Origin of the sequence: Chryseobacterium suipulveris, assembly GCF_022811685.1 — a bacterium.
GTDB classification, from domain to species: Bacteria; Bacteroidota; Bacteroidia; order Flavobacteriales; family Weeksellaceae; genus Kaistella; species Kaistella suipulveris.
In genome coordinates, this window is the sequence record NZ_CP094532.1 from 762444 (window position 1) to 779569 (window position 17126).

General features: G+C 41.0%; 18 protein-coding genes. 12 read left to right on the plus strand and 6 right to left on the minus strand.

Features of this window, described 5'->3' with window-relative positions:
- Positions 1–14 precede the first annotated feature (14 nt).
- Positions 15–911, plus strand: coding sequence for a DUF4846 domain-containing protein (locus MTP09_RS03565; protein ID WP_243550629.1), 897 nt, complete (start codon positions 15–17; stop codon positions 909–911).
- A gap of 691 nt (positions 912–1602) precedes the next feature.
- Here the strand turns inward: MTP09_RS03565 and MTP09_RS03570 are convergent.
- From MTP09_RS03570 to MTP09_RS03585, 4 genes are all read right to left on the minus strand, one after another.
- Complete coding sequence (locus MTP09_RS03570; protein ID WP_243550632.1) at positions 1603–2175, minus strand: YceI family protein; 573 nt, start codon at positions 2173–2175, stop codon at positions 1603–1605.
- A gap of 347 nt (positions 2176–2522) precedes the next feature.
- Positions 2523–3227, minus strand: a complete 705-nt coding sequence (locus MTP09_RS03575; RefSeq protein ID WP_243550634.1) for a DsbA family oxidoreductase — start codon at positions 3225–3227, stop codon at positions 2523–2525.
- Between the two features lie 310 nt (positions 3228–3537).
- Positions 3538–4452, minus strand: a complete 915-nt coding sequence (locus MTP09_RS03580; protein ID WP_243550636.1) for an AEC family transporter — start codon at positions 4450–4452, stop codon at positions 3538–3540.
- Between the two features lie 152 nt (positions 4453–4604).
- On the minus strand, positions 4605–5963 hold the full coding sequence (locus MTP09_RS03585) for an orotate phosphoribosyltransferase (protein WP_243550638.1): 1359 nt from the start codon (positions 5961–5963) through the stop codon (positions 4605–4607).
- A 118-nt stretch (positions 5964–6081) separates the two neighbouring features.
- Between MTP09_RS03585 and MTP09_RS03590 the strand changes: the two genes are divergently transcribed.
- The gene (locus MTP09_RS03590; protein WP_243550640.1) at positions 6082–7629 is read left to right on the plus strand and encodes a serine hydrolase; all 1548 of its coding nucleotides are present in this window, start codon (positions 6082–6084) and stop codon (positions 7627–7629) included.
- Positions 7630–7793: 164 nt separating this feature from the next.
- Here the strand turns inward: MTP09_RS03590 and MTP09_RS03595 are convergent, their stop codons facing one another.
- Positions 7794–8270 carry a SixA phosphatase family protein gene (locus MTP09_RS03595; protein ID WP_243550642.1) on the minus strand — a complete coding sequence of 159 codons (477 nt, stop codon included), beginning with the start codon at positions 8268–8270 and terminating at the stop codon, positions 7794–7796.
- A 105-nt stretch (positions 8271–8375) separates the two neighbouring features.
- Between MTP09_RS03595 and ruvX the strand changes: the two genes are divergently transcribed.
- The 4 genes from ruvX to mazG all read left to right on the plus strand — a co-directional run bounded on the left by ruvX (position 8376) and on the right by mazG (position 10930).
- The gene (ruvX, locus tag MTP09_RS03600; RefSeq protein WP_243550645.1) at positions 8376–8792 is read left to right on the plus strand and encodes a Holliday junction resolvase RuvX; all 417 of its coding nucleotides are present in this window, start codon (positions 8376–8378) and stop codon (positions 8790–8792) included.
- Positions 8789–9361 (plus strand): peptide deformylase, encoded by a 573-nt coding sequence (def, locus tag MTP09_RS03605; RefSeq protein WP_243550646.1) that lies wholly within the window; start codon positions 8789–8791, stop codon positions 9359–9361. The genes ruvX and def overlap by 4 nt, the downstream gene beginning before the upstream one ends.
- Positions 9362–9457: 96 nt before the next feature.
- A complete protein-coding gene (locus MTP09_RS03610) occupies positions 9458–10027 on the plus strand; it encodes a DUF5606 family protein (RefSeq protein WP_243550647.1) in 570 nt (189 codons plus the stop codon).
- A gap of 138 nt (positions 10028–10165) precedes the next feature.
- The gene (gene mazG, locus MTP09_RS03615) at positions 10166–10930 is read left to right on the plus strand and encodes a nucleoside triphosphate pyrophosphohydrolase (protein ID WP_243550648.1); all 765 of its coding nucleotides are present in this window, start codon (positions 10166–10168) and stop codon (positions 10928–10930) included.
- A gap of 33 nt (positions 10931–10963) precedes the next feature.
- On the opposite strand, the gene hemB is transcribed toward mazG, so the two are convergent.
- Positions 10964–11956, minus strand: a complete 993-nt coding sequence (gene hemB, locus MTP09_RS03620; RefSeq protein ID WP_243550649.1) for a porphobilinogen synthase — start codon at positions 11954–11956, stop codon at positions 10964–10966.
- A gap of 122 nt (positions 11957–12078) precedes the next feature.
- Here hemB and MTP09_RS03625 point away from each other — a divergent pair, with 122 nt between their 5' ends.
- The 6 genes from MTP09_RS03625 to deoC all read left to right on the plus strand — a co-directional run bounded on the left by MTP09_RS03625 (position 12079) and on the right by deoC (position 17120).
- Positions 12079–12435, plus strand: coding sequence for a T9SS type A sorting domain-containing protein (locus MTP09_RS03625; protein WP_243550650.1), 357 nt, complete (start codon positions 12079–12081; stop codon positions 12433–12435).
- 70 nt (positions 12436–12505) lie between these two features.
- Positions 12506–13774 carry an NAD(P)/FAD-dependent oxidoreductase gene (locus MTP09_RS03630; protein ID WP_243550651.1) on the plus strand — a complete coding sequence of 423 codons (1269 nt, stop codon included), beginning with the start codon at positions 12506–12508 and terminating at the stop codon, positions 13772–13774.
- Positions 13771–14445 carry a tRNA (guanosine(37)-N1)-methyltransferase TrmD gene (gene trmD, locus MTP09_RS03635; protein WP_243550652.1) on the plus strand — a complete coding sequence of 225 codons (675 nt, stop codon included), beginning with the start codon at positions 13771–13773 and terminating at the stop codon, positions 14443–14445. The genes MTP09_RS03630 and trmD overlap by 4 nt, the downstream gene beginning before the upstream one ends.
- A 64-nt stretch (positions 14446–14509) precedes the next feature.
- A complete protein-coding gene (locus MTP09_RS03640) occupies positions 14510–15460 on the plus strand; it encodes an endonuclease/exonuclease/phosphatase family protein (RefSeq protein ID WP_243550653.1) in 951 nt (316 codons plus the stop codon).
- Positions 15461–15482: 22 nt separating this feature from the next.
- Positions 15483–15953: an Lrp/AsnC ligand binding domain-containing protein gene (locus tag MTP09_RS03645; protein WP_243550654.1), complete on the plus strand. Its 471-nt coding sequence runs from the start codon at positions 15483–15485 to the stop codon at positions 15951–15953.
- Between the two features lie 168 nt (positions 15954–16121).
- On the plus strand, positions 16122–17120 hold the full coding sequence (gene deoC / locus MTP09_RS03650) for a deoxyribose-phosphate aldolase (RefSeq protein WP_243550655.1): 999 nt from the start codon (positions 16122–16124) through the stop codon (positions 17118–17120).
- The last annotated feature ends 6 nt before the right edge of the window (positions 17121–17126 follow it).

Consider the following 17126-nt stretch of genomic DNA (forward strand, 5'->3'; position numbering starts at 1 on the left):
TATAACGATGTTATTTGAAAATATTATTTAATTTTGGTTTAAAGTTCCCACCATTGGTAAAATTTCGACACATCCTGTTTCTGCTTTCAGTCTTCGCTTTTCAGCGGATCTCTGCACAAGTTGTCGAAACTACCACGCCTTTAATCATCGACGAAAGCAAGTCAACGATCCGAACAAGGTTTGCGCCGCCAAAAGGTTTTTCGTGGGTGCGTGAAGAGCAGGGGAGTTTCAGCGAGTACCTCACTTTTTTTCCGCTCCATCCGCCGAATTTGCCGGTTCGGGATTTTAATATGGTCCCGATCGAAAAGCAGTACAACCATATCGCAATCCTGAATATCGATGTGGGCGACAAAGACCTTCAGCAATGTGCCGATGCATGGATGCGGCTTTATGGTGAATATTTATGGTCGCAGAAAAGGTTCGACGAAATCGGGTTTCATTTCACAAGCGGCCAGTTTCTGTCGTGGAACGATTACAAAAGCGGAATACGCACCAAGGAAGACCGCCGCAAGAAAGTGACCTTTCACAAAACGGGAAAAGTCGATGATTCCTACGCAACATTCCGAGAATACCTCAATATTATTTTCCGCTATGCGGGAACCATTTCTTTGGATAAGGAGGCGGTTCCGGTGCGCAGAAACTACGAAATTAAACCGGGCGATTTTCTCATCACTCCGGGAAGTCCGGGGCACTCGGTTTTCGTTGTTGGAAGAGTCAGAAGCAGCACGGGGAAATATCTTTATCTTTTGGCGGAAAGTTTCATGCCGGCTCAAGACATCCACATCTTGCGAAACCCGAACAACGCCAATCTTTCGCCATGGTACGAACTCGATATCAACGCACCGAAAACGGTAACCGCGAAATACATCTTCAAACCGACTTCAATTAAAAGGTTCCACGCGATCAAGTAGAATAGGATTTCTTTGTGATGATTATTAACCAGTTGTGTAATTAGGATTGAATTTGTATATAGTTAATGAGCAGCCCTTTACAAATGTTTGTCTTAACTAAATGAAACGGCTTTGTGCTCTTCAAATGGCGAGTCTTTTATTAAATTTTTTTATGCGAACTGCGTGGAAAATTCTCGCAAAGCTAAACTAAGCCATATTAATCTTTATTACTCTTTATTACTCAGAAGTAAGCTAAACCAATGCGCTATCGTTTATTTTCAGATAAACAAAGAAATAAACTTGGGAAAAAGCCATTGTTTATCTTGGCTAAGCGTAAGCGCCGTTGTTTGTCTTAAAAATATGAAGAATATAGAATGTTTTTCCTTGTCTATCCTTGCGAGATTTTAAGCGTTGCAAGTTTGTTCAAAAAATATATACTGCCGAGGAAAACATAGGCTTTTACAAGTTTATTGTCTTTCGTTTGTTAAATGAAATGCCTTTGCGCTCTTCAAATACGAAGTCATTTTGTCAAATTTTTCTTTGCGCACATTGCGAGAAACATATACTTGCAAAGAATTTTTGTTTTGGAAAGCAGAAAAGAAAAACTTTGTGTTTATCATTACGCTCTTTTACTACTTTAACTTTACCGCAAAAAAGAAAACGGAAGCAAGGTTTCCCCAACTTCCGTCTTCAACTATGAAAACACAAATGATTAGTCTGCTGTCAGTTCGAAATCACCTTTGATTCTGATCAGGTCGTTGATCATCGGGATTGGGAATTTCGGACCGATTCCGAAGTCGGACCTGTTCAGAGTTCCGGAAACTTGGTAACCGTGAGTGGTTTTTTTGTTCATCGCATTTACGGTCGAACCTCTGTAAACAAGCGTTAAAGTCACCGGTTTTGTAACTCCGTGCATGGTGAGGTTACCGTTGAGCGTATAGAAATTGTTTGCGGTCTTAACGAGTGAAGTGCTCACAAAATCCATCGTTGGATATTTTGCCACATCAAAGAAATCTGCGCTTCTCAAATGGTTGTCTCTCGCTTCAATGTGGGTGTTGATCGAGTTTACATCAACGGTGAAGGTCAGTTTCGAGTTGACGAAGTTTTTTTGGTCGGCATTAATGGTAAGATTCGCTTTGTCAAAATTTCCGGTAATATCGTTGATTCCAAGGTGGATCACTTCAAACTGGATTCTCGAGTGAGCGGGATCGTTTTTAAGGACAAGCTGCCCGAAAGCAGAAACCGAAAATACCAACGCGGTAAAGATTGCAAATAATTTTTTCATAATGATTTTACTTTAAATTGATTTTGTTAAAATTTCTTTGGCAAAGATACCGTGAGTAAAATTTGCCGGCATTGATGTAGGGTAAGAAAAAAGGTGTAGGGTGCAAATGGGTGCAAGGTGCAAATTGTTGCAGTGGTTGCAGTTGTTGCAGTAGTTACAATTGTTATTGATGAAAGTTTCAAGTTTACTCACAAGTTTTTTTATTTTTTTTATTTGAGTTCGTGAATGCTTCGCATTTCAGGTTCCAGGTTTCAAATAGGAATTCACTGCGAAGCTAATTCACTCGAAGAAATTCACCGCGAAGCGAATTCACGCCCCAACTCACCCACACTCCAACTCACCCACTCTTACTCACAATTCCCATCCACATCACAGCTTTCGCCGGAGTTTAAAATTTGTAATCCCTTGTCGCCCTGTGCAAATTCGCTGTAGGATTTCTCTAAAACTTCCAGGAAAAGTTCAGGTTGCTGCGCTCCGGAAACGCCATACTTGTCATTAAATACAAAAAACGGAACGGAATTGATTCCCAATTGTCGCGCGATTTGTGAGTCTTCGCTTACCTTATAGCCAAAGTCGGCGGAAGTTAATGCATTGCGGATTTCTTCTTCATTCAAGCCCACAGATTTTCCAATTTCGATCAGCGTTGCTTCGTCGTCGATATTTTTTGCATCGATAAACTGTGCTTTGAAAAGCGCTTCTTCCATTTCATTGGCAATATTTTTTGATTTCGCAAGCTGAATCAAAAGGTGACCTTTAAACGAGTTTGCCACTTTTTGGTTTTCGAAATTGAATTCGATTCCTGCTTCTTTTCCAGCGTTTCGTGCATGGTCGTGCATCAGTTTTGCCTGTGCAACAGGAATTCCCTTGGCTTCAGAGAAGAAATCGAAAGGATCTCTTTCCGGCTGAGTTTTCAGATTGGGATCCAGCTGAAAGCTGTGCCACACCACGTCAATATTTTCACCGTGCGAAAATTTTTCGAGGGCTTTTTCAAATTTCTTTTTTCCTACGTAACAGAACGGACAACGGATGTCGCTCCAGATATCTACTTTCATAATAAATTATTTTAAGGTTTGAAGATTGAAGTTTGAGGTTTCAAATTGAAGTACAAAGTTAGGAATGATAAAACGGTTGGTTCTTGATGTAGGATAAGGAATTGGGAAAAGCAAGAGCCAAGTGGAAAGAGCCAAGAAAAAAGAGAAAAGAACAAAGAACAAAGAACAAAGAACAAAGAACAAAGAACAAAGAACAAAGAACAAAGAACAAAGAGAAGATGATTAAGTAACGATGTTGCTGCTGAAACGGAGCGCCGATTGCTGAAGGCTGTCTGCCAAAAGCTGAAAGCCGATTGCCGTTCGCCGCTCTCTACACAAAATACTTCATCACAAAATACCAGAACGCCAATGTGATGAACGACAGCGGAATTCCGATTCCGATGATGAGGTTGGTTAATTTTGGTTGAAGATTGTGGGTGTTCGCAATAATTCCAGCGGTGATCATCGGCGCCATTCCTGCTTCCAGAAAGGAGATTTCAATCATTTCGCCACGTTGGTTGAAGATGAAGAAATACAGGATGAAAATCAGCAACGGAAATAAAATCAGCTTAAAGACGAGTGCTAGAACAAGCGGCTTCTTTTCACTTTCGAATTTCTGCCATCTCAGCTGACTTCCCACAGAAACCAACGCGAGAGGAACCGTTGTTGCTCCCAATTTTGCAAAAACCTCGTCCAAATCAGTTGGGATCTGAAGTGAGAAAATATTTAGCAAAACCGCAATCGTAAAGGCGATGAACGGCGGATATTTCACAATTTTCAGAATGGTTTCCTTTACTGAACTTCGGCCACCGGAAAAATAATTCGCCACCGCAATTCCCACCGTAAACAATGCTACAAATCCTCCCGGTTGATCGACGAGCATCACTGTTTTCATGCCGCTTTCACCATAGAGAGCGTGAATCACCGGAATTCCGATAAAGGAAGAATTTCCCAATCCAGCTCCTAAAATTAGCGCGCCGATCATTCCTTTGCTCCAGTTCATTTTCCGGCCGATCAACACAAAGAAGGGGATTGCAAGCAGAATATTCAGCCACTGTACCGCGACCGGAAAAATCACCTGCCAATTCATCTCGATTTTAGGAATGTAATATAAGGACAGTGACGACAACGAAATATTCACGACAAATGCGTTCAGCGCCAAATGTCCGTTCTTGGGAAAAAGCTTTACTTTCCTCAGAAAAATTCCAAGAAACAGACAAAGGAAAAGTAAAATGAGGTTTGACATAAACGTTGAAGCACAAAAACTTTGTTAAGCTTAATAGTTTGAGGAAGTTTCGAAAAATCTTTGTGTCGCATTGCGAGATCAATTTTACTGCAAACAGAATTTCATTTCATTGCAGAAAGCTGATTGCCGACTGCCGAACGCAAAACGCTCCTCTACAACGACTTCTCATACGCATTCCAACCCGCGATTTTGTAGTTCAGCGCGGCTTTTTCAACATCATCGGATTTGTAGATTCCGCGTCCCACGATGATAAAGTCGGTTTGTAACTTATTGAAAACGTGTTCCGGCGTATTGTACTGTTGTCCTTTTCCGTCACCAGAATCGGCGAGGTTTACACCGGGTGTGAAAAGCAGAAGTTCGTCAGGAATCCTGTTCTGAGAAACGCCGCCGAAAACATTGGGATGAGAAACCGCAATATTCGCTGCCTGTTCGCGATACTGAAGATCGGTCAAAGTTCCTGTTGAAGACATGCTTAAAATGGCGACTACGCCTACATTTCTAAAGCAGTCGAGAGAATCGTAACCAGCGATAACCTGCGCAGTAACGAAATCCGCCCAATTCGAGATTTTGAAAACCCCCATCGAAAACTGAAGTTCCTGCGTATTTCCTATGTCGGCAAATTTTCTGTCTTCCATTAAAAGAAAGTTGTATTTGCTCGCCAAATCTTTAAGCGGAAGAATCGTATTGTCCGCATCAAAATCGGAAATGATATCGATATGCGTTTTCAGCGCGACGATGTGTGGACCAACTTTTTCTACTAAATCCAGAAGTTCTTTCGTCGTGGTAACATCCGCGGAAACGATGAGGTTGGATCTTTTTTCTACGGCGATTTTCAGCAGTTTTTGAGCAACGGAATGGTCGCAGATTTCCAGTTTATCTTCGTAGGAAAGTCGCTTTTTTTCTTCGAATTTCACATTGTTTCCATTAAGGAAATCCTGGATTCTTTCGATCTCGTCGTCGGTTAGATGACCTTCTTCCTGAAGCATTTTGCAAACTTCCGAAATCGTGAAAAGCGTGTGTACATTATAACCGCGGCTTTCCAAAAGCTGTTTTCCGCCTTGCTGTCTGTCAAGAACCACGACAATGTCTGAAACGTCGATTCCTTCATTTTCAACCTCGTCAATGGTTTCCAAAAGTGATTTCCCCGAGGTGATTACATCTTCCACCAAAAGACAATTTTGACCTTTAGTAAAAATTCCCTCGATCAGTCGTTTCGTGCCGTAATCTTTGGCCTCTTTTCTTTTGATAATCAATGGAATGTAGCTTTCCAAAGACATTGCGGTTGCCATCGGAAGTGCTGCGTAAGGAACCCCACAAATCAAATCGAAATTGTCCAGCGGAAGCATTTCCAACAAATAATTGGCAAGAGATTTCAGGATTTTCGGGTCGGATGCGAGCGGACGCAAATCCACATAAAACGGACTTTCAATACCGCTTTTCAGCGTAAACCTTCCAAACTTGATAATGCCGAGTTTGTAGCACTCGAGAAAAAATTCCTTTTTAGTTTCCATTCACTTTTACTTTTTCACAAAGTTAAGGGTAAAAGTTGGAAGTTGGAAGCTGGAGGTTGGAAGATTTCCACACTTTCGCTGGAAAATCTCTATCTTTGAAAAAACCAAAAATTTAGCAATGAAGATCAGATTTTCCTTCGTTTTCTTTTGTTTGTATTTCCTTTCATTTTCTCAAATCGAGGAGAAAAAACTCGACGAACTCATTCAGAATACCATTAAAACTTTTGATGTTCCGGGAATGTCGGTAGGAATTATTAAAGATGGAAAAACCGTTTACTCAAAAGGTTTCGGAATCCGGTCGATGAACACCAAACAAAAAATGGACGATCAGACTTTGGTGGGAATCGCTTCGAATTCAAAAGGTTTTACCGGTACTGCTTTGGCGATTTTGGTTGATGAAGGTAAACTGAACTGGGACGATAAAGTGACCAAATTTATTCCCGAATTTCAAATGTACGACCCGTTCGTATCGCAGGAAGTTACAGTGAAAGATCTGATTACACACAGAGCAGGACTCGGTTTGGGACAGGGAGATTTGATGTTTTTTCCAGAGGGCGGAAGCTTGACGGTGAATGACATTGTGCACAACGTCCGTTATTTAAAACCGAAAAATTCGTTTAGAGAAAAACTGGATTACAACAATATAATGTTCATCGTCGCTGGAGAAGTGATCCACAGGATTTCCGGTTTGAGCTGGGCGGATTTCATCGAGCAAAAAATCATGAAGCCGGTCGGAATGACTTCAAGTTTCGGAAGTTACAACCGTGCTGTCAAAGCCAATGTTTCGAATATTATCGAAGCGCACGCTCCAGTCGATGGGAAAGCGATTCCGGTTCCACACGACTGGAACGAAACCGCAAATGCAGCGGGTGGAATCATCAGTAACATTAAAGATATGATGACGTGGGCTGATTTTCTGATGAACGGTTTCACCACGAAAGACGGTAAGAAACTCGTTTCCGACAAGCAGATTCAGCAGTTATGGAACTTACAGATTCCGACTCCGGTCGCGCTGAAAAATCCTTATGATTCCAATTTCGGCGGTTACGGATTGGGATGGTTTGTTTCAGATATTAAAGGCCACAAACAAGTTTATCACACCGGCGGATTGATCGGAACGGTGACGCAGCTCATCCTCGTTCCCGATATGAAACTGGGAATCGTGGTTCTGACCAACCAGCAAAGTGGTGTCGCTTTCAACACGATTTCAAATACAGTAAAAGATTCCTACCTCGGAATTGCCGACAGAAACTGGTTGAAAACCTACAGCGAAAGAATGGCAAAACTCAATGCGGATTACGATAAGGAAAAGAAGGATGCTTTCACAAAATCGACGACTTTTGCCAAAGAAAAAAACAACCAAATCAAACCGGAACAGATCGTGGGAACGTTTAACGATCCTTGGTTTGGAGATGTGATTATTTCTAATGACGGCAAAAATTTCAGAATTATCTGCAAGAATTCGCCACGATTGAAAGGCGATCTTTTACCGTATTCACCAAATGTGATGATTGTGAAATGGGACGACAGAAGCTACGACGCAGACAGCTTCATCAATTTCAACATGGATGAAAACTGTAAAGCACAGTCGGCGAAAATGAAACCGATTTCGGGAGTTACCGATTTCTCTTTCGACTTTGAAGATTTGGATTTGAAGAGGAAATAAATTAAAGTGTGTTTTTTAAATTTTTAAATGAATAATATATTGGAAATTCTCTCCACCCATTCCGATCATTACGGGATCTAAAGGACGAGAAATATCCCACAAAATAAACCTGAATTTGCTCCCTTTAGGGAAGGGGTAATTTATTTTAAATTTTAAAAGAAACTCTAGATCTTCTTCGGTTCGTAAAAGAAAATCAGCTTCTTTTTTGCGTTTTCAAAATCTGACCAGGAATCGGTATCGATCTGAAATCCTGCAACGCCACAAGTTGGAAACATAAAAATATCGTCGGACATCGAGTTGGCGAAATTCGAAATACCGTTATTGTGCGAAAACATTGCTACAGATTCCACGTTGTCTTCTAAACCATAGATCACTTTTTCGAAATTACTTTCGGTAGGATTGTAAAGCTTTTGCTCCTCTTGGATGTCGATTTCGTAGGTTTGATTAAAAATTTTGCAGGTATTCAAAGCACGAACCGCCGGACTCGAAATAAATTTTTGAATCTTGATTTCGCTGTCTTTTAGGAATTTCGACATTTTCACAGCATCATCCAAACCTTTCTCGGCGAGCGGTCGGTCAAAATCCTCGGTATTTTCTGGCCAGTCGCTTTTTGCGTGGCGCACCAGAATCAATGTTTTCATACTGCAATTTTTTGAAGAAATAAAATTAAAAATAATTCTTGATAAATGATGAAAAAATTATCCCTTTAAAACCGAATTTTATAAAATTTAGTAAATTTGCACGCTATGGGAAAAATAATGGCGGTTGATTACGGGAAGAAACGATGCGGAATTGCCGTGACCGACGATTTGCAGATCATCGCAAGCGGATTAGAAACCGTGCCGACCGAAATCATTTTTTCATTCCTGAAGAAGTACTTTGCTGAAAATGTGGTTGATGCAGTCGTTGTCGGGCAACCTGTAGATTTGAGAGGAAATCTTTCTGAAGTGGAAACAGATATTCTGGGATTCATCAAGAAGTTTCAGGAGCAGTTTCCGGGAGTTGAAGTTCACCGTTTTGATGAACGTTTTACTTCAAAAATGGCTTCGTATTTCATTTCGCAAAGCGGAAAAAATAAAAAGAAAAGGGAGGACAAATCACTGATCGACAAAGTGAGCGCAACCCTGATTTTGCAGAATTTTTTAGAGCAGAAACAAAGATGATATTACCAATTAGAGCGTTTGGTGACGCAGTTTTAAGGAAACACTGCCACGAAATCGACAAAGATTACCCGGAACTGAAGGAGCTGATTTCAAATATGTTTGAAACCATGGAATCTGCACACGGAATCGGTTTGGCTGCACCGCAAATCGGTCTGGATATCCGACTTTTCGTTGTGGATGTGTCTCCTTTGGCTGAAGATGAGGATTATGCCGATATTGCCGATGAGCTGAAGGATTTCAGAAAAGTTTTCATTAATGCCAAAATCCTGGAAGAAAGTGGCGAAGAGTGGAAATTCAACGAGGGCTGCCTTTCAATTCCCGATGTACGCGAAGATGTGAAACGCAAAGAAAATGTGACGATAGAATATTTCGACGAAAACTTCGTTAAACATACCGACACTTTTTCCGACATGAGAGCGCGTGTGATCCAGCATGAATACGACCATATCGAGGGAATTCTGTTCACCGATCATTTAAGCTCGCTAAAGAAAAAATTAGTTAAAGGAAAACTCATGAAGATTTCACAGGGCGATGTGTCTGTGAACTATAAAATGAGGTTTCCGAAATAAAAATTTTGTTTCGGGTTTCAAGTTCCATGTTTCAAGTAAATGAAGCGGACTTGATATGAAACCTGAAACGTTAAACTTGAAACAAAAAGACATATTATGCAGTTAGAAAAAATCATTTCAATCTCCGGTAAGCCGGGACTTTACAAACTGATTTCGCAGTTGAAAAACGGGTTCATCATTGAAGATGTACTGACCAAAAAGAAAACCAGCATTTCCAACTCTTCTCAGGTAAGCTTGCTCGACAATATCGCGATGTTTACTTTCGATAAGGAAGTTCCGTTGTTCGACGTTTTCGAGAATATCGCAAAAGCAAAAGATTACAAGGAGACCATTTCCCACAAATCATCTGATGCGGATTTGAAGGAATTTATGTTGGAGGCGCTTCCTGATTACGACACAGGAAGAGTTTATGCGTCCGACATCAAGAAACTGGCGCAATGGTACAACACGCTGCAAAAAGCCGGCTACATCACACCGGAAAGCTTTGTGAAAGCTGAAGAAGCAGCAGCTGAGGAAGCAGAAGTGGCAAAAGAAGAAAAAGCAGAAAAAAAATCTGCGGCGAAGAAAGCAGCTCCAAAAGCTGAAAAACCTGCAGCTCCGAAAGCAAAAGCAAGCACTTCAGCTGCGAAATCGGCTCCGAAAAGCACGCACAGAAAACAAGGATAATCCACTTTGACAAAGTTTAATTCTTTGACAACTTTTGAATATTTAAACCCTTTCAGAATATCAAACTCTGAAAGGGTTTTTCTTTAACAAAATCAGTAAATTTGTGTTTCCGAAATTCGAAACCCGTACCTCAAAATTATGAACAGTAAAGCCCAAAAACTCGAAGCATTTTCAAAACTTTTAGATATCATGGATGATCTTCGGGCGCAATGTCCGTGGGATAAGAAACAAACGCTGCAGTCGCTTCGCCATCTGACTTTAGAAGAGGTTTACGAGCTTTCAGACGCTTTGCTGGAAGAAGATTTACCGGAAATCAAAAAAGAGTTGGGCGATGTGTTGCTGCACTTGGTGTTCTATGCAAAAATCGGTTCGGAAAAAGGAAGTTTCGACATTGCTGATGTCATTAATTCATTAAATGAAAAACTGATTTTCCGCCATCCGCATATTTATGGAGACGGGAAAGTCGCAGATGAAGAAGAAGTAAAACAAAACTGGGAAAAACTAAAACTAAAAGAAGGCAATAAATCCGTGTTATCCGGAGTTTCCAAAGGAACGCCGAGTATCGTGAAAGCATTTAGAATTCAGGAAAAAGTGAAAGGAATCGGTTTTGAATTCCACGATGCGGAAGACGCCTGGAAAAAAGTAGGCGAAGAACTGTCAGAATTTCACGCCGAAACCGATTTGGACAAAAAAGAACAGGAATTGGGGGACGTATTTTTTTCCTTAATCAATTACGCAAGAATCTCTGGTATTAATCCCGACTCTGCATTGGAAAGAACCAACCTGAAATTCATTTCCCGTTTCCAGAAAATGGAAAATCTGGCGAACGAAAGAAATTTGAATCTCTCTGAAATGCCTTTAGAGGAAATGGATTTGCTTTGGGAAGAAGCCAAGAAAAATTAATCCTCCAGTTTTGATCTGAAGGATTAATGTTTATTATCTGTTCAAAAGGATGGCGGCTTCTTTTGCTGCGTAGGTGAAAATCATATCTGCTCCCGCTCTTTTGATGCATGTTAAGCTTTCGATGATCGCCTTGTCGTTATCGAGCCAGCCGTTTTGTGCGGCAGCTTTCAACATCGCATATTCTCCTGAAACATTATAAACCGCAATCGGAAGATCGATGGTTTCGCGAACTTTGGAAACGATGTCCAGATACGGAAGTCCCGGTTTGATCATAATGATGTCGGCTCCTTCTGCAACGTCTTTCAGCACTTCGTCGATCGCTTCCCGCGAATTGTGGAAATCCATCTGGTAAGTTTTTTTATCCTTTGGAATCTCGATATTTTCTTTTGGTGCAGAATCCAGTGCGCTTCTGAAAGGTCCGTAAAAAGAACTCGCGTATTTCGCTGCATAGCTCAAAATTCCAACATCGGTAAAACCACTTTCTTCCAGTCCGGTGCGGATTGCGGCGACTCTTCCGTCCATCATGTCACTTGGTGCAACAACGTCGGCTCCCGCTTCTGCGTGAGAAACTGACATTTTTACCAATGCGTCATTCGTGGCGTCGTTGTCGATTTTTCCGTTCGTGATAATTCCGTCGTGCCCATATATCGAGTAAGGATCAAGCGCCACATCGGGCATTACGACCATCTCGGGAACAGCGTCTTTAATGGCCTTGATCGTATTCTGCATCAATCCGTTTTTGTTCCACGACTCGGTTCCTTTGTTGTCTTTCAGATTTTCAGAAACTTTCATGTACAGATTGACCGCTTTTATGCCAAGTGAGAACAATTCGCGACATTCTTTCACAGTAAGGTCGAGTGTTCGTCGGTAAATTCCCGGCATTGACGGAATCGGTTCTTCCTTGTTTCCACCCTCCATTACAAACATCGGCATTACAAAATCATTGGTGGTTAGAACAGTTTCTTGAACTAATGCACGGATAGAGGAGTTGGTGCGCAATCTGCGGTTTCTTGAGTATATGATCATTTTTGGAATAGTATTTGGAATAGCTTCTGCAAATTTAATCATTGTTTTGATTAAAAAGTATTGCATATTAATTTGAAATTCTTATTTTTGTAAAGATATTTCGATAAAAAAAGTTTATATCGGTGAAAAAATTATTACTTTTCTTAATATTTATCGGTAGTTTAACAGTTTTCTCAGAAAAAGTTTCTGCGCAGACATTTGTTAAAGAGCCGACTTCCGCATCAATGAAATCTGATGACGGAGTACTCGTTGCATATCCAAATCCGGCAAGGGATTTTATCATTGTTAAATCTAAAGATGCCGATCTTAAAATAAAGTCTGTTACTTTTTATTCAATTTTAGGGATGGAGGTTGCGCAGTTTAATGTGAATATGAATTCTGGGGAGATTCGATTAGATAAACTTAGACCCGGAAAATATCTGATGAAGTACATCCTGAGTGACGGCACACAGAAAGTCACCCAAATCGTAAGACAATAAATTGAGTCCCTGAAATTGCTTCAGGGATTTTTTTTGATTCGTCCAACTTTAAATTAAGTAAATTTGCAGCATGGAAATGCGGGAAAAAATTATAATTGTTGGCGGTGGCTTTGCAGGACTTCAGCTGGCGAAAAAGCTCAACAATAAGAATAAGAAGATCATCATCATCGACAAGGTGAACCACCACATGTTTCAACCGCTGTTTTACCAGGTTGCGTGTGGAAGGATCGAACCTTCCAATATCTCATTTCCTTTCAGAAAAATTTTTCAGAACTCCAAGAATATCCGTTACCGAATGACGGAAGTATTGAAGATAATTCCTGAAGAAAACAAAATCATTACTTCTACCGACGAAACCGAATTCAGTTACGACAAACTGATTATCGCGACGGGATGCAAAACCAATTTCTTCGGCAATGAAACCATGGAGAAGCTCACTTTCGGGATGAAGAACACGCAGGAAGCCATCGCAATCCGAAACCACGTTTTGCTCACTTTCGAGAAACTCATCATGGAAAGAAAAAGAAGTGATGACGGCAACTGGAATATCGTGATCGTGGGAAGCGGACCGACCGGCGTTGAATTGGCAGGAGCTTTTGCAGAGATGAAAAAAGACATTCTTCCCCGTGATTATCCGCACATGAATTTTGACGATTTGAAGGTGATTCTCGTAAGTTCCACAGAAAAGCCATTGGCGGTGATGAGCGAAGAATCCCAAATAATGTCAGAAAAATATCTGAAAGATTTGGGAGTGCAGTTCATGAGTGGCGAATATGTGACAGGTTATGACGGTGATAAAGTAGTGACAAAAAGTGGTTTGGAAATTCCATCTAACAATGTGATTTGGGCAGCAGGAGTCTCCGGAAATGTAATTGATGGGCTGAATCCCGAAATTCTTGTAAGAAACCGATACAAAACCGACCGCTTCAACAGAGTTCAGGGTTACCAAAATATTTTTGCGATCGGCGACATAGCGTATATGGAGACGCCGAAGTATCCGCAAGGTCACCCGCAAGTAGCGAATGTTGCGATCAATCAGGGAAAAAATCTGGCAAAAAACCTACTGAAAAAATCGGAGAAAGATTGGACGGAGTATGAATACGAAGACCGCGGAAGTATGGCAACGATCGGAAAACACCGAGCCGTAGTCGATTTACCGAAATTCAAATTCCAGGGATTCTTTGCTTGGTATTTTTGGATGTTTCTCCACCTGATGCTCATTTTGAGTGTGCGAAACAAACTCGCCATCTTCTTCAACTGGATGTGGAGCTACTTCAACAAAGATTCGTCGCTGCGACTGATCATCATTCCCAACAAAAAGAACGGAACCGTACAATGAGAATAGATATTATTAGTGTTTTGCCTGAACTGATGGAAAGTCCGTTCAGAGCATCAATTTTAAAAAGAGCGATGGATAAAGGTTTGGCGGAAGTTCACTTTCATCAGCTTCGCGACTACGGCTTAGGAAAATACAGGCAGATCGATGATGAACCTTACGGAGGTGGAGCAGGAATGGTGATGATGATCGAACCTTTGGATAAATGTATTTCGGAACTCAAAGCTCAACGCGATTACGACGAGGTCATTTATCTCACTCCCGATGGCGAAACTCTAAACCAGAAAATTGCAAACACGCTTTCCATCAAAAATAACCTGATTTTTCTCTGCGGTCATTATAAAGGAATTGACCAAAGGGTGCGCGAGCTCCACATAACAAAGGAAATATCGATCGGAGATTATGTTTTGACTGGAGGCGAATTAGCGGCCTGTGTTTTGGCGGATTCCGTGATTCGATTGCTTCCCGGAGTTTTAAATGACGAACAGTCAGCGCTGACCGACAGTTTTCAGGACAACTTACTTTCGCCGCCGATTTACACAAGACCCGATGAATACAAGGGCTTAAAGGTTCCCGAAATTCTGCTGAGTGGTAATCAAAAAAAGATTGAAGATTGGCGTCATGATGAAGCGGTAAGAATCACTAAAGAAAAAAGACCCGATATTTTAGAATAGGTAAGGATTGTTAATTATTTTTATTAAATTTACAATCTTAAAAAAAGGAGCAATCAGGTAGAAAATGAACAGTGGAAGAAAAGAACTCGTCGCTTTCTATAATGTTGAAAATTTGTTTCCGCCCGATCCGCCACCAGTTCATAAACTGGATCCAACTTTGTCGGGACTGAACAATTGGAACGAGAAAAGATACAGAAATAAGCTCTTCAAGATTTCACATGTTTTTCAGTTGATCAAGGAAAGCGAGGGAGTGCTGCCGATGTTGATCGGGCTTTCTGAGATTCAGGGACAGAAACCGTTGGATGAACTGGTTCAACTCGAGCCCTTTAGCACTAATTATGGAGTGATGCACTACGATTCAATGGATGAACGAGGAGTGGATGTGGCGCTACTTTACGATAGAGAAAAAGTTGAAATCATCTCTTCTGAACCGATTACCTATTTCTTTGAAATTCCCGATGACGATCCCGCAAACTATGATACGACAAGAGATATTCTTTTTTGCAAGGTAAAAGTTTCAGATGTTTTGCTAAATGTTTTTGTGTTGCATCTTCCCTCAAAACGCGAAAAGGATGTCAATAAACCGAAACGTGACTACATTCTCAAAGATATTCGGGAACGGATTCAGAAACTGCAATCGGATGGGGAAATGATACTTTTGATGGGCGATTTCAATGAAAATCCAAATGAGGAAAACCTAATGAATCTTCTTTATGATGAAAATTTTAATAAAACTTTAACAAACCCATACATCGATTTATTCAATAATAAATTATTTTCTACGTTTCACTATAATGATGGTTTGCTTTTTGACCAAATAATTTTTTCCAAAGAATTTTTTAATTCAGACAATGTGGTTCGGTTTAAAAAAGCAAGTGTTTACAATGTGGAGAAATTGGGAAGTTGGGATAAAAAATTTTACGGACGACCGTTCCGGACTTATGCGGGAACAAGATATTTAGGCGGTTATAGCGACCACTTTCCTGTTTTTGCAGAGTTAATTTTAGATAAATAATTGCGAAAAAATAAACAAAACAATGAAAAATGCGACAAATGCCGGTTATCATCTGGATGCAGTAGATAAAGAAATTATCTATATGCTGATGGATAATGCCAAAACATCTTTAGCCCACATTTCGAAAAATGTTGGGATTTCAACAACGGCGGTACACCAGAGAATTAAAAAACTTGAAGCTGCAGGAGTGATTGAAAACTCAATCTCATTTCTGAACCCCAGAAAAATTGGATACAAAGTAGTTTCCTACATTGGCGTTTTTCTTGAGCAGCCAAGTCATTACCAAGACGCGGTGAAAGCGCTTAAAGAAATCAACGAAGTTGTGGAAGCGCACTACACCACAGGAAATTATACCATTTTCTTGAAGGTGCTGTGCAAAGACAACGACCATTTAATGGAAATTCTCAACAAACTTCAGAAACTGAAAGGAGTTACCAGAACAGAAACTTTTATTTCTTTGGAGCAAAGTATCAGCAGACAACTGAAAGTATAACGATTACGAAAATAGTGTAGAAAATACATTTCCATCCGGGAATGTATTTTTTGTTTTCAGCCGACAAAGAAAATATTATTGCAAACCATTACTCACAATAGCAGATATTTAGTTAATTTTACACTCCCAATTTTGAAGACGGATTTTTTTAATAGAATTTAAAGATTTATGGAAAAGATTTTAGATAAAAAACATTCAGGAACAGTTGTGCAGAATTCCGAGGAGAGAAACGAGGGAATTCCCTTCAACACGAAGTTTTTTGATTCGATCAATATCAACAGGAGCGCGATCGAAAGAAGAGTCGGTACCCTCACCGGAAGAAGAAGCGTGAAGAAAGAATTCCAGGCGGCGTGGTTACTGAAGGCGATCTCAATGATCGACCTCACCACGCTTGCAGGCGATGATACCCGTGGAAACGTACTCCGGCTCTGCGAAAAAGCACAACATCCGGTTCGCGAAGACTTGCTCGCAAAACTCGGCATGCTTGATTCCAAGCTTACAACAGGCGCGGTCTGCGTTTACCATAACCTGATTCCGTATGCAAAAGAAGCGTTGAAAGGCAGCAATATCCCAATCGCGGCAGTTTCAACAGGATTTCCTGCAGGAAAAAATTCGCTGGAGGAAAAAATTGCAGAAATCAAGAAATCCGTCGCGGCGGGAGCTACAGAAATCGACATCGTGATTTCCAGAGATTTGGTGCTCGAATCCAAATGGAAGGAACTCTACGAAGAAATCAAACTTTGTCGTCAAGCGTGTGGCGACGCACACATGAAGACCATTCTCGCAACCGGCGAAATCCCAACCTACACGAAAGTGGCGAAAGCAAGCTGGGTTGCAATGATGGCGGGTTCAGATTTCATCAAAACATCCACCGGAAAAGAGTCGGTCAACGCAACTTTGGCGGTAAGTTTGGTCATGATCCGCTGCATCCGCGACTACTACGAACTAACCGGCGTGAAGGTCGGCTACAAACCGGCGGGAGGAATCCAGAAGGCAAAACAGGCACTCGATTATTTAATTTTAATTAAAGAGGAACTCGGCAACGACTGGCTCAATCCGAACCTCTTCCGATTTGGCGCAAGTTCGCTATTGGGCGATATCGAGCGGCAATTGGAGCACTATGTTACCGGAAGGTACAGTGCAGGTTTCCGTCATCCGATGGCGTAGTTTTTT